The sequence below is a fragment of the Cribrihabitans marinus genome, from assembly GCF_900109035.1.
GTDB lineage: Bacteria > Pseudomonadota > Alphaproteobacteria > Rhodobacterales > Rhodobacteraceae > Cribrihabitans > Cribrihabitans marinus.
In genome coordinates this window covers 209,648-222,851 of the sequence record NZ_FNYD01000006.1, presented here as the reverse complement: position 1 = coordinate 222,851, position 13,204 = coordinate 209,648, and the positions used below count along the sequence as shown (strand labels likewise).

Sequence of the window (13,204 nt, the reverse complement as noted above, 5' to 3'; positions counted from 1 at the left end):
GGAAAAGAACACATTTGGATCCACCTTTTGCAATCTTGCAATAATCGGTGAGGTCTGAAACTTTCAGACCGTCGCCCAGACGCCGCAAAAGAACCGGAGACCGCCCCTTGTCGTTATTCCTCATCGTGGCCCTTCCCTTTCTCGGCGTCGTCTTTCCCGCCCTCCTGGTCCGCGCCGGGCGCGACGCATCGGCCTCGGCGGCCGGGACCGCGACGCTGCTGGCGCTGATCGGCCTGCTCCTGCACGCGCCGGCCGTGCTGCGGGGCGAGGTCATCACCGCCCGCATTGACTGGCTGCCGAACCTGGGCCTGAATGCGAACTTCTTTCTCGACGGGCTGGGGCTGCTCTTTGCCGGGCTGATCCTGGGCATCGGCCTGCTGATCATTCTCTATGCGCGCTACTACCTGTCGCGCGAGGATCCGATGGGCCAGTTCTATGCCTACCTGCTGCTCTTCCAGGGCGCGATGGTGGGCATCGTGCTCAGCGACAACATCCTGCTCCTGCTGGTGTTCTGGGAACTGACCTCGCTCAGTTCCTTTCTGCTGATCGGATACTGGAAACACCTGCCCGAGGGCCGGCAGGGCGCGCGCATGGCGCTGGCCGTGACCGGGTCGGGCGGTCTGGCGATGATCGGTGGCATGCTGATCCTGGGCAGTATCGCCGGGTCCTACGACCTGACGGAGATCCTGCGGAACAAGGAGGCGATCCAGGCCTCGCCGCTCTACCTGCCGGCGCTGATCCTGATCCTGCTGGGCTGTTTCACCAAGTCGGCGCAGTTCCCGTTCCACTTCTGGCTGCCGCACGCGATGGCCGCGCCCACGCCGGTCTCGGCCTATCTGCACTCGGCCACGATGGTGAAGGCCGGCCTGTTCATGATGGCGCGTGTGTGGCCGGTGCTGGCCGGTACGCCGGAATGGTTCTACATCGTCGCCACAACCGGGCTGGCCACCATGCTGATCGGCGCGGTGATCGCGCTTTTCAAGGACGACCTCAAGGCGTTGCTGGCCTTCTCGACGGTCAGCAACCTGGGGTTGATCACAATGCTGTTGGGTTTCGGCACCAAGATGGCGGCGATCGCCGCGGTGTTTCACATCATCAACCACGCCGTCTACAAGGCGGCGCTGTTCATGACCGCCGGCATTGTCGACCACGAGGCGCATACCCGCGACATCAAGCGGCTGGGCGGGCTGCGGCACCTGATGCCGCTGACCTTCACCATCGCCACCATCGCCGCGCTGTCGATGGCAGGCCTGCCGACGCTCAACGGGTTCCTGTCGAAGGAGATGATGCTGGCAGAGGCGTTGGACACCACCTGGAACGGATCGCGCCTGGTGCTGCCGGCCATCGCCGGGCTGGCGGCGGCGTTCACGGCGGCCTATTCGTTCCGCTATATCGCGCATGTCTTCCTGGGCCCCAAGCGGCACGACTACCCGGCCAGCCCGCATGATCCCGGCCCGGGGCTCTGGCTGGCACCGATGTTCCTGGCGGTTCTGGTGGTGGCGATCGGCCTGTTCTCGCAGGCCCTGGTCGGGCCGCTGGTCAAGGCGGCCTCCTATGCGGTGACCGGCGGTGACCTGCCTGAGTTCAAGCTCAAGATCTGGCACGGGTTCAACACGGCGCTGTTCCTGTCCTTCGGCGCGTTGCTGACCGGGCTGGCTCTGCTGCGCCTGCATGGCGGGCTGGAGCGCGGCTGGAACGCGATGCCGCGGCCCGAGGCCAAGACCATCTTCGACGCGCTGCTGCGCTGGATCGCGGAGCTGAGTCGAACCGTCACCGACCGCCTGCATGACGGCGCCATCTCGCGCTATGCGATGATCTTCGTGGTCTTCACCCTGCTGCTGGCGGGCTACGGCTATTTCTCGGGCACGATCGGGTTGCCCACGCGCGACGTGCAGGACGCGCCGATCCTGCCGATCATCGCCTGGTTCTGCCTGATCGCGGCGACCGCGCTGCTGACCTTCCTGCACCGCAACCGGCAACTGGCGCTGGTGCTGATCGGCGTCGTGGGCCTGACCGTCTCGATGTCGTTCAACTATCTCTCTGCACCGGACCTTGCGATGACGCAGATCTCGGTCGAGGTGGTGACGATCATCCTGCTGCTGCTCTGCCTGAACTTCCTGCCCAAGGGCACGCCGGTGGACAGCTCTCTCGGGATCCGGGTGCGCGACGGGGTGATCGCCGGGGCCGCGGGACTGGGCACCGCTGGCCTCGTCTATGCGCTGATGGTGCGCGACTTCGCCTTTCCGACCATCTCGGAATACCACCTGGCGAATTCCAAGACCGGCGGCGGCGGCACCAACGTGGTCAACGTGATCCTGGTGGATTTCAGGGGCTTCGACACGTTCGGCGAGATCATCGTGCTGGGCATCGCCGCATTGGTGATCTTCTCGCTGACCGAGGCGCTGCTGTCGACGCGCGTGCGCGCCTACCTGCTGAACCGCAAGCCCGACTGGCCGCAATCGGGTGACGCCCACCCGCTGATGATGGTTGTGGCGACAAGGGTGATGATGCCGATCGCGCTGATGGTGGCGACCTACATCTTCCTCCGCGGCCACAACCTGCCGGGCGGCGGGTTCATCGCCGGGCTGATCGCCTCGATCGCCTATGTGATGCAATACATGGCCAGCGGCTTCGGCTGGGCCGCCGAGCGGCAGCATTTCTACTATCACGGCATCATCGGGTCCGGCGTGCTGATCGCCGCGATCACCGGCATCGGCGCGTGGTTCAACGGCGTGCCCTTTCTGACCAGCGATTTCGGCTATTTCCAGATCCCGCCGCTGGAGGAATTCGAGCTTGCCACCGCCATGTTCTTCGACCTGGGCGTGTTCCTGGCCGTGGTGGGCGCGGTGCTTCTGGCGCTGGAAAGCCTGTCGCGGCTGGCCTGGCAGCCCGGCATGGTCACCGAGCACGCGATGGACATCAACCCCGCGAGGGACGACCCGCCAGAGGCGGAAGACCCGGCGCAGACAGCGGTGAAGGAGGACTGAGATGGAACTTCTCCTTGCAACCGCCGTCGGCGTGCTGACGGCCTCGGGCATCTACCTGATCCTGCGCAAGCGGACCTTCCCGGTCATCCTGGGCCTGTCGCAGCTGACCTATGCGGTGAACGTGTTCCTGTTTGCCAGCGGCCGGCTGGCGGTGAACGCGCCGCCGGTGCTGAACAAATATGCCGACGTGGCCTATACCGATCCGCTGCCGCAGGCACTGGTGCTGACGGCGATCGTGATCTCCTTCGGCATGACCGCGGTGATCGTGATGCTGGCGCTGGCGGCCTACCTGTCCTCGCGCAGCGACCGCATCGACATGGGCCCGGCGCCGGGAGATGACGCATGATCGACCACTGGATCGTTGCGCCGGTCGTCCTTCCGGCCATCCTGGCGCCCTTCATCATCATGGTGATCCGCTTTCACCTGGATCTGCAGCGGATCTTTTCCATCGCCGGCACCGCCGCGTTGCTGGTCATCGGGCTGGTGCTGCTGGTGCAGGTGTCCGACGGCACGATCAAGACCTACGAGCTGGGCAACTGGCCCGCGCCCTTCGGCATCGTTCTGGTGCTCGACCGGCTGTCGGCGCTCATGGTGGCGCTGACCGGGGCGCTGGCGCTGCCGGTGCTGCTCTATGCGGTGGGATCGGGCTGGGACAGGCGGGGGCGGCATTTCCATGCGCTGTTCCAGTTCCAGCTGATGGGCGTGACCGGCGCCTTCCTGACGGGCGACGCGTTCAACCTGTTCGTGTTCTTCGAGGTGCTTCTGATCGCCTCCTACGGGCTGATGACCCATGGCGGCGGCAAGCTGCGGCTGAAGGCGGGCGTGCAATACGTGGTCTACAACCTGCTGGGCTCGACCCTGTTCCTGTTCGCGCTGGGCACGATCTACGCGGTCACGGGAACACTGAACATGGCCGACCTGGCGCAGCGGGTGGCCGAGCTGCCGGCCGATGACAGCGCGCTGATCCGGGTCGGCGCGGTGCTTCTGCTGCTGGTCTTCGCGATCAAGGCGGCGGTGCTGCCTCTGCATTTCTGGCTGCCCGACAGCTATGCCAACGCGCCGCTGCCGGTGGCTGCGTTGTTCGCCATCATGACCAAGGTCGGCGCCTATGCGATCCTGCGGATGTACACGCTGGTCTTCGACCCAGACCTGGAGCTGACCGCAGGACTGGTGGGCGACTGGCTGCTGCCCGCCGCGCTGCTGACGCTGGCCGCCGGATCGGTCGGCGTGTTGGGCGCGCACCGGATCGGCCGCCTGATGGCCTTTGCCGCCATTGCCTCGACCGGTACGCTGCTCATCGCGATCTCGCTGTTCACCCAACAGGCCTCGGCGGCGGCGGTCTACTATATCGTGCATTCGACGCTGGCGACCGGGGCGGTGTTCCTGATCGCCGACATGGTGATGGAACGGCGCGGCGGGCAGATCATCGCGCAGCCGCCGATGCCGCAGACCGGGCTGATCGCATCGCTCTACTTTGCCGGGGCGATCGCCATGGCCGGGATGCCGCCGCTGTCGGGCTTTGTCGGCAAGCTGCTGGTGATGGACGCCGCGCGGGATGGCGGCGATTATGCCCTGGTCTGGAGCGTGATCCTGGCCTCGTCCCTGATCGCCATCGTCGGGTTCGCACGGGCCGGCTCGGTGCTGTTCTGGCAAAGCCATGACCGCGACCATCTGGAGGAACCGGAGGAACCGGACGAGGACGACGAGCCCGTCGCCGAGCCCGCGCCCGAGCCCAATTCCGCGCTGGCCTTTTCCGGCGTCTTCCTGCTGCTGGCCGCGCTGATCGCGCTGACCGTGCTGGCCGGACCCGCCATGCGCTTTGCCGAGGCCACGGCGGCGCAATTGTTCACGCCGGCCGAGTATATCGGCGCCGTGCTCGGGGAGGGATCGGAATGAAACTGCTGAGCCATATCTTTCCGCATCCGCAGCTGACCCTGCTGCTGACGGCCGTCTGGATGCTGCTGGCCAACAGCCTGTCGCTCAACTCGCTGCTGTTCGGCCTGTTCCTGGGCATCGTGATCCCGGCCATCACCCGCCCCTATTGGCCCAATCGCCCGCAACTGCGCAATTGGCCGATGATCGCGGAATACCTGCTGGTCGTGCTGTGGGACATCGTGATGGCCAATATCGCGGTGGCCCGCATCATCCTGTTCAAGCGCGACGCCGACCGGCAGCCGGTCTGGATCTGCGTGCCGCTCGACCTGCGCTCGCCCGAGGCGATCACCGTGCTGGCCGGCACCATCACGATGACCCCCGGCACGCTGACCGCGGACCTCTCGGCCAAGGGCCACAACCTGCTGGTGCATTGCCTCGACGCGCCCGATCCCGACGCGGTGCGCGACGAGATCAAGAACCGCTACGAGCGCCGCCTGAAGGAGATTTTCGAATGATCACCTATGCCATCTACTTCGCCTTCGCCTGTTTCGGCGCCGCGCTGCTGATGAACCTGTGGCGGATCCTGACCTCGGACGGGGTCGGGGTGCGGGTGCTGGCGCTGGACACGCTGGTCATCAACACCATCGCCCTGCTCATCCTCTACGGGCTGGCCATCGGCACCGAGATCTTCTTCGAGGCGGCGATGATCATCGCCATGCTGGGCTTCGTGTCGACCGTGGCCTATGCGCGCTTCATGCTGCGCGGAAACATCATCGAGTGAGGACGATCCCATGACCGCCATCGCGGAACCCCTCATCGCCTTCTTCCTGATCGTGTCGGGCATCTTCGGCTTCGTCGGCTCGTTCGGGTTGCTGAAGCTGGGCGATCCGATGTCGCGGATGCACGCGCCCACCAAGGCGACGACGCTGGGTGTGGGCGGCGTGCTGCTGGCGTCGATCCTGCATTCGGTGGCGATCGAGAAGCATCTGTCCCTGCACGAGCTTCTGATCACGCTGTTCCTGTTCCTGACCGCGCCGATCACCGCGCATTTCATCGCCAAGTGGCACATCCACCGGCACGAGACACCGCAATCGCTGCCCCGCGCCGGCGACGACGTGATCTGGGCCACCCATGACACCCCCGAGCAAGAGGACGGCGACGCGGCCTGACCCCCGCCGGCACATGCACATGCACCAGCCGCCCCTGCCGCTGACCCGCGATCTGGTCCTGATCGGGGGCGGGCACACCCATGCGCTGATCCTGCGGAAATGGGGGATGGATCCGCTGCCGGGCGTGCGCGTGACGGTGATCAACCCCGGCCCGACGGCGCCTTATTCCGGGATGCTGCCCGGGTATCTGGCCGGACACTACCCGCGCGCGGCGCTGGATATCGACCTCGTGCAATTGGCCCGCTTCGCCGGGGCCCGCGTGATCCTGGGCGCGGCCGAGGGGATCGACCCGGAGGCTCGCACCGTACAGGTGCCGGGCCGGCCAGCGGTTGGGTTCGACGTGGCCTCGGTCAATGTGGGCATCACCTCGACCATGCCCGATCTTCCCGGCTTTGCCGAACATGCCGTCCCCGCCAAGCCGCTGGGCGCGTTTGCGCGCAAATGGGACGCCTACCGCGACCGGGACGGGCCGGCCCGGATCGCGGTGATCGGCGGCGGCGTGGCCGGGGCCGAGATCGTCATGGCGATGGCCCATGCGCTGCGCGAACGCGGCCGCCCGGCGCAGATCGCGCTGGTCGAGCGGGCGCAGGCGCTGAGCACGCTCGGCCCGCGCGCCGCCGAAACCGCGCGGCGAGCGCTGGACGCCCTGGGCGTCGAGGTGATCGAGCAGGTCGGGGTCGCCCGCATCACCGACAGCGGCGTCATTCTGGATGACGGTCGCGAGATCGCCGCCGATTTCGTCACCGGCGCCGCCGGGGCTAGGCCCTATGACTGGATCGCGCGAAGCGGCCTGCGGCAGGTGGACGGGTTCATCGCGGTCGACGCCACGCTGCGCAGTTCCGATCCGGCGATCTTCGCCGCCGGCGACTGCGCGCATCTGACCCACGACCCCCGCCCCAAGGCCGGGGTCTACGCGGTGCGGGAGGCACCGGTTCTGTTTCACAACCTGCGCGCCGCGCTGGGCGCGGGCCGGATGCGGACCTACAGGCCGCAGCGGGATTATCTCAAGCTGATCTCGCTGGGCGGCAAATCCGCCCTTGGCGAGCGGTTCGGGCGCAGTTTCAGCGGGCCTCTGGTGTGGCGCTGGAAAGACCGGATCGACCGCAAGTTCATGGACCGGTTCCGCGACCTGCCCGAAATGGCGCCGCCGCCCCTGCCCCGCCGCCATGCCGCCGGCCTGGCCGAGGCGCTGGGCGACAAGCCGCTCTGCGGCGGCTGCGGGGCCAAGCTGGGGCGCGGCGCGTTGCGCGAGGCGCTGGATGGGCTGCCCGCGTCGGGGCGCGCGGATGTCACGCCCCTGCCCGGCGACGATGCCGCGCTGCTGCTGACCGGCGACCAGCGGCAGGTGATCACCACCGACCACCTGCGCGCGCTCTGCGCGGACCCGGTGACGATGACCCGGATCGCCGCGCATCACGCCCTGGGCGACATCTGGGCGATGGGGGCGGATCCGCAGGCGGCCACCGCCACGCTGATCCTGCCGCGCCTCTCGGCGGAGCTGCAGGCGCGCAGCCTGGCCGAGATCATGCAGGCGGCGGCAGAGGTCCTGAAGGAAGCCGGGGCCGCGATCGTGGGCGGCCACAGCTCGATGGGCGACGAGATGACCATCGGCTTCACCCTCACCGGGTTGTGCGACCGCGCGCCGATCACCCTGGCCGGCGCGCGTCCCGGCGACGCGCTGATCCTGACCAAGCCGCTGGGCAGCGGCGTCCTGATGGCGGCAGAGATGGCCGGGCGCGCGCGCGGCGCGGACGTGGCCGCGGCCTATGCGCTTATGGCCCGGTCACAGGGACCGGCCGCGCGGCTCTTGCGCGGGGCGCATGCGATGACGGATGTGACCGGCTTCGGGCTGGCGGGGCATCTCGACGGTATCTGCGCGGCCTCCTCCTGCGGGGCCGAGCTGGATCTCGACGCGGTGCCTGTCATGGCGGGGGCCATGGAGTTGGCCGAGGCCGGCCTGCGCTCGACCATCTTCGCCGAGAATCGCAGGCTAGCGCCGGAGCTGCCGCAGGGTGGCAAGGCCGACCTGCTCTTCGATCCGCAGACCGCCGGCGGTCTGCTGGCCGCGGTCGCGGCCGAGGCAGCGCCGCAGCTGCTGCGCGACCTGCGCGCCGAAGGCTACGATGCCGCCCGGATCGGCCGGATGACCGCGCGGCCCGGCCTGCGGCTTCAGAGCTGAGCCAGAAGCGCCGCGATCCGGTCGGCACCACGGGCCAGATCGTCCGGATCCAGGCGGTTCAAACCGATCCGCTCCAGCACCTCGACGTCATGCGCGCGGCGCGACTTGGCATAGGCCGGGTCGTAATGCTCGGCCATCAGCGCGCAGGTCAGCCCGATCCGGTCATCGGCGTCGATGAGCGCGTTCCACCCATCCACCACGGCATGCCCGCGATGCGCCCGGAGCGGCTCCAGCCGCTGGCGCAGGCGGTCGGCATCCGACAGGATGTCGTCATAGGCACGCGCCAGGTAGGCGCCCCGCGCCCGCAGCGGCGCGCCGACCTCGATCCGCGGCGCCGTCTTCATCGCCGCCCACAGGCTGGGTGGCAGCAGAAGCGCGCCGATCTTGCTGGATTCCGCCTCGACCACCACCGGCCGCTCGGGATCCAGCCCGCACAGCGCCTGCGCCAGGGCGGATTCGAAGGATCGCTGCGCCGGCTGCCCGCCCGGACGCTCGCCCAGCAGCGAGCCGCGGTGGTTGGCCAGCCCCTCCAGGTCGACAACCTGCACCCCGCGCGCGCGCAGCAGGCCCAGGATCTCGGTCTTGGCAGTGCCGGTGTTGCCGTCCAGCGCCACCAGGCGATGCGGCAGCGGATCGTCGTAGAGCGCCCGCTTCACCAGCCGGCGATAGCTGCGATAACCGCCCTGCACCACCTCGGCGCGCCAGCCGATCTGTTGCAGCATCCAGGCAAAGGCGCCCGACCGCTGCCCCCCGCGCCAGCAATAGACCAGCGGACGCCAGCCGCCGTCGTGATCGCTCAGCCGCGTCTCCAGGTGATGCGCCGCATTGCGAAAGATCAGTGCCGCCCCCAGCTTGCGCGCCAGGAACGGGCTTTCCTGCACATAGATCGTGCCGACCCGTGCGCGCTCTTCGTCGTCCAGCACCGGCAGGTTGATCGCCCCGGGCACGTGGTCCTCAGCGAATTCCGACGGGCTGCGCACGTCGATCACGGTGTCGAATCCATGCGCGTGGAACTCGGCGAGCGTATGCGGTGTCAGGGCCATGCGCCCGGTCTAGTCCATCGTGCGGCGTCGTGAAAGCGGCCACCTTTCGACGCGGGCGCAGGATCCGCTTCATCTGGCCCGAAAAACCTCGGGGAGGCGGACGGGGCGGAGCCCCAGCCCCCGCGCGTCACGCGTCGACCGGTTCGATCAGGTCCGGCCCGCTGGCCCGGTTGGAATTCACCGCCCGGTCCACCCGGTGAAAGCTCAGGACCCCTTCGTCGCCGGGTTGCATCAGCCGCGCTGCGCCATGCCCCTGTTCACCCAGCCAGAGCGCCCAGTCCCCGGGCTCCAGGATCAGCGGCATCCGGTGATGGATCTTGGCCACGCGGTCGTTTGCCGCCGTGGTCACGATGGCGCAGGTGGACCGGCGGGCATCCTCCGGGCCCCAATCCTGCCAGATCGCGCCGAAGGCGATGGATTCGCCGTCGCGGCGGTGGAAATACCACGGCAGCCGCGCGCCGGAGGCATCCTTGGTCCATTCGTAGAACCCGGTGGCGACCACCAGGCAGCGCCGGTCGCGGCAGGCGGCGCGGAAGGCCGGTTTCCCGGCCACGGTCTCGGCGCGGGCGTTGATCAGCAGCGGCCCGTCACTCTCGGACTTGTACCAATGCGGCAGGAAGCCCCAGCGCATCGGCACCAGCCGCCGCCCGGTCTGACTGCAGCGCACCACATGCACCGCGTTGGTGGGGCAGACGTTGTAGCTGGGCACGTCCGGCAGCGCGTTCGCCGGCTGCGCCGCGAACAGCTGCGCCATCGCGTCATTGGGCAGGGTGACCGCGAACCGTCCGCACATGTCCGTTTCCGGACCGCGCCCGATGGCGCGGCCCGGCCTTTCATGCCGCCCGGATCACTTGCGCTGGATCCGGCCGTCCGTATACGGCTGATAGGGCGCGTTCTCGGCCAGGTATTCCGCCGTCACATCGGCCAGGTCGGGCCCGTAGTCATAGGCGTTCTTGTCGTCGCCCGAGAACATGGCGTAACCATCCCCGCCGTTGCGGACATAGTTGTTCGTCACCACAGAATAGGTCGCCGCCGGGTCGATCGGCACGAACCCGTCCTCGCTGGCCACCATGACCTCGGTGATCCGCCCCTCGCCCGGTGCGACCGAGGGATCCCAGGTGAAGGTCAGGCCCGCCACCTGCGGGAACCGGCCCTTGACCTCCTCGACCTGGCTCACGCCGTTTTCCAGCGCGTCGATCAGGCCCTGGCCGCTGATCTCGAAGGTCGAGAGCGTGTTCTGGAACGGCAGCACCGTCAGCACCTCGCCCATCGTCACCTCTCCGGCGTCGATCGAGGCGCGCAGCCCGCCCGAGTTGGCGATGGCGACGGTCACGCCCTGGTCCGCGACACGCTCGAGCATGGCGTCGGCCACCAGGTTGCCCATCTCGCATTCCTGCACCCGGCACACATCGCGCTCGCCCTGGATCGGCGCCGCCGCTTCGGCCACCACCTTGTTGCGGATCTCGTCCAGTGGCTGGGCCAGTTCCTTGATCCGGTCGACGGTGGCGCTGTCTTCGGTCACCGAGGCATCCATGATCAGCGGCTCGCCCACCGCCTCGGTCACGTTGCCTTCGTCGTCGAAGGTCACGTTCAGCTCGCCCAGGAACTTGCCATAGGCATAGGCCTGCACGATCTGCACCCCGTTCTCAACTGTCGGATAGGGGCCGGCCGCGTCGTCCGAGCGGTTGGACAGCAAGGTGTTGGAATGGCCGCCGACGATCACGTCGACCCCGGTGGTGTTCCGCGCGACATGCTTGTCGACCATGTAGCCGGAATGGCTGAGCACGACGATCTTGTTGACGCCCTCGCCGGTCAGGCGGTCCACCTCGGCCTGCACGGCCGGCGCGGGGGCGGTAAAGTCGATGTTCGGCCCCGGCGAGGCCAGCTCGTCGGTGTCCTCGGGGGTCAGGCCGATCAGGCCGATCTTCTCGCCGCCGACCTCGATCACCGTCGATTTCAGCAACTTGTCGGCCAGCAGCTCCTCGGCGCTGTAATCGGCATTCGACATCAGCACCGGGAAACCCACCGCATCCATGAACCCGCGCAGCACCTCGGGGCCGTCGTCGAACTCGTGATTGCCCACGGTCATCGCGTCATAGCCCAGCTTGTTCATGAACTCGGCCGCCGCCTTGCCCTTGTAATAGGTGTAGAACAGCGTGCCCTGGAACTGGTCGCCGCCATCCACCAGGATCGAGTTGCCAGCCCGCTCGCGGGCGTCGGCAATCGCGGTGACCAGGCGCGCCGTGCCGCCAAAGCACTTGCCTTCGGCGTTGTCCTCGGCGCCGCAGCCGCTGTCGTATTTGCTGATCGGCTCGAACCGGGAATGGAAATCGTTGGTGTGCAGGATGGTCAGCTTGTATTCGGCCGCGGCAGCCCCTACTGTGAGGCCCAGGATGGCGGCGGACATGAGGAAACGGGTCGGCATGGTCAACTCCCTGTTGGTTTTTCCGGATGGTGCGACGGGTCCGGCGCAGAGTCAAAGCCTATGAGGCCGGACGCGGGGTCAATCGCGGCTTGATTCCACGCCCCACGCGGGGCATCACCGCGCCATGCTGATCTACAAGATTTTCCGCGCCCAGGAATGGGCCGAGTTGCAGGCCGCGGGGCAAAGCGCCGGCGCGCCGGTCGACCTGGCCGACGGGTTCGTGCATTTCTCGACCGCCGCGCAGGCGCCCGAGACCGCCGCCAAGCATTTCGCCGGCGAGGACGGGCTGGTTCTGCTGGCCTGCGACGCCGACGCGATGGGCGACGCCCTGCGCTGGGAGGTCTCGCGCGGGGGGGCCGAGTTTCCGCATCTCTACCGCGTGCTGCGGATCGGTGACGTGATCTGGCACCGGCCACTGCCGCTGCGCGACGGCGTGCATGTTTTTCCGGCGGAGACGACATGAGCCTGACCGAGCGGCTGGGCCTGGCCGCGATGCACCGCATCGATCCCGAGGCGGCGCATGGGCTGGCGATCAAGGCGCTGCGGTTGGGCCTGACGCCCAAGCCGGGGCCGCTCACTTCGCCGCGCCTGCGTCTCCGTGTGGCCGGGCTGGAGCTGCCCAACCCGCTGGGCCTGGCCGCGGGCTTCGACAAGAACGGCGAGGCGATCGGGCCGCTTGCGCGCGCGGGCTTCGGCTTTGTCGAGCTGGGCGCGGTGACGCCGCGGCCCCAGCCCGGCAATCCCAGGCCGCGCCTGTTCCGCCTGTCGCAGGACCGCGCCGCGATCAACCGGTTCGGGTTCAACAACGCCGGCATGGAGGCGATGGCGCGGAACCTGGCGCAGCGGCCGCGCGATGCGGTGATCGGGCTGAACCTGGGCGCCAACAAGGACAGCACCGACCGCCCGGGCGACTTTGCCCGGGTGCTGGAGCATTGCGCCGGCCACCTGGATTTCGCCACCGTGAACGTGTCCTCGCCCAACACCGAGAAGCTGCGGGACCTTCAGGGCAAGGCCGCGCTGTCGGCGCTGCTGGCGGGGGTGATCGGCACCCGCGACGCGCTGGAACGGCCGATCCCGGTATTCCTCAAGATCGCGCCGGATCTGTCCGAGGCCGAGTTGCACGACATCGCCGAGGTTGCCCGCGACAGCGGCGTCGATGCGGTGATCGCGACCAACACCACCCTGTCGCGCGAAGGCCTGCAGAGCGCGCATCACACCGAGGCGGGCGGATTGTCCGGCGCGCCGCTGTTCGCGCCGTCCACGCGGGTGCTGGCCCGGTTGAGTCAGCTGACCGACGGCGACATTCCTCTGATCGGGGTCGGCGGCGTCGGCTCGGCCGAGCAGGCCTATGCCAAGATCTGCGCCGGCGCCTCTGCGGTGCAGCTTTATACCGCGCTGGTCTATGGCGGGCTGTCGCTGGTGTCCCAGATCGTGCGCGGTCTCGACGCGCTTCTCGAACGCGACGGATTCACCAATGTGGCCGAGGCGGTCGGCAGCCGGCGGGCGGACTGGCTGTAAGCGGCACC

General features: G+C 68.2%; 12 protein-coding genes. 9 read left to right on the top strand and 3 right to left on the bottom strand.

Annotated elements, in window-relative coordinates; genetic code table 11:
* Nucleotides 1–107 precede the first annotated feature (107 nt).
* From BMX57_RS11970 to selD, 7 genes are read left to right on the top strand one after another with little or no spacing between them, the layout of a single operon-like run.
* Nucleotides 108–2,987: a monovalent cation/H+ antiporter subunit A gene (locus tag BMX57_RS11970; RefSeq protein ID WP_092367037.1), complete on the top strand. Its 2,880-nt coding sequence runs from the start codon at nt 108–110 to the stop codon at nt 2,985–2,987.
* 1 nt (nt 2,988) lies between these two features.
* Nucleotides 2,989–3,333, top strand: coding sequence for a Na+/H+ antiporter subunit C (locus tag BMX57_RS11965; RefSeq protein WP_092367028.1), 345 nt, complete (start codon nt 2,989–2,991; stop codon nt 3,331–3,333).
* A complete protein-coding gene (locus BMX57_RS11960) occupies nt 3,333–4,883 on the top strand; it encodes a monovalent cation/H+ antiporter subunit D (RefSeq protein WP_092367234.1) in 1,551 nt (516 codons plus the stop codon). Before BMX57_RS11965 ends, BMX57_RS11960 begins: the two co-directional genes overlap by 1 nt.
* Nucleotides 4,880–5,377 carry a Na+/H+ antiporter subunit E gene (locus tag BMX57_RS11955; protein WP_092367026.1) on the top strand — a complete coding sequence of 166 codons (498 nt, stop codon included), beginning with the start codon at nt 4,880–4,882 and terminating at the stop codon, nt 5,375–5,377. Before BMX57_RS11960 ends, BMX57_RS11955 begins: the two co-directional genes overlap by 4 nt.
* A complete protein-coding gene (locus BMX57_RS11950; RefSeq protein WP_092367024.1) occupies nt 5,374–5,643 on the top strand; it encodes a K+/H+ antiporter subunit F in 270 nt (89 codons plus the stop codon). Before BMX57_RS11955 ends, BMX57_RS11950 begins: the two co-directional genes overlap by 4 nt.
* A gap of 10 nt (nt 5,644–5,653) precedes the next feature.
* Entirely contained in the window at nt 5,654–6,031 is a 378-nt protein-coding gene (locus tag BMX57_RS11945; RefSeq protein WP_092367021.1) for a Na+/H+ antiporter subunit G, read from the top strand.
* Nucleotides 6,032–6,050: 19 nt separating this feature from the next.
* Complete coding sequence (gene selD / locus BMX57_RS11940) at nt 6,051–8,210, top strand: selenide, water dikinase SelD (RefSeq protein WP_092367231.1); 2,160 nt, start codon at nt 6,051–6,053, stop codon at nt 8,208–8,210.
* On the opposite strand, the gene mnmH is transcribed toward selD, so the two are convergent.
* The 3 genes from mnmH to BMX57_RS11925 all read right to left on the bottom strand — a co-directional run bounded on the left by mnmH (nt 8,201) and on the right by BMX57_RS11925 (nt 11,678).
* Nucleotides 8,201–9,253, bottom strand: a complete 1,053-nt coding sequence (gene mnmH, locus BMX57_RS11935; protein WP_092367018.1) for a tRNA 2-selenouridine(34) synthase MnmH — start codon at nt 9,251–9,253, stop codon at nt 8,201–8,203. The two genes, selD and mnmH, sit on opposite strands and share 10 nt — an antisense overlap.
* A gap of 127 nt (nt 9,254–9,380) precedes the next feature.
* Entirely contained in the window at nt 9,381–10,046 is a 666-nt protein-coding gene (locus BMX57_RS11930) for an SOS response-associated peptidase (RefSeq protein WP_092367015.1), read from the bottom strand.
* Between the two features lie 54 nt (nt 10,047–10,100).
* A complete protein-coding gene (locus BMX57_RS11925; protein WP_092367013.1) occupies nt 10,101–11,678 on the bottom strand; it encodes a bifunctional metallophosphatase/5'-nucleotidase in 1,578 nt (525 codons plus the stop codon).
* Between the two features lie 124 nt (nt 11,679–11,802).
* Here BMX57_RS11925 and BMX57_RS11920 point away from each other — a divergent pair, with 124 nt between their 5' ends.
* Nucleotides 11,803–12,141 carry a DUF952 domain-containing protein gene (locus tag BMX57_RS11920; RefSeq protein WP_092367010.1) on the top strand — a complete coding sequence of 113 codons (339 nt, stop codon included), beginning with the start codon at nt 11,803–11,805 and terminating at the stop codon, nt 12,139–12,141.
* Entirely contained in the window at nt 12,138–13,196 is a 1,059-nt protein-coding gene (locus tag BMX57_RS11915) for a quinone-dependent dihydroorotate dehydrogenase (RefSeq protein WP_092367003.1), read from the top strand. The genes BMX57_RS11920 and BMX57_RS11915 overlap by 4 nt, the downstream gene beginning before the upstream one ends.
* Nucleotides 13,197–13,204: the final 8 nt, after the last annotated feature.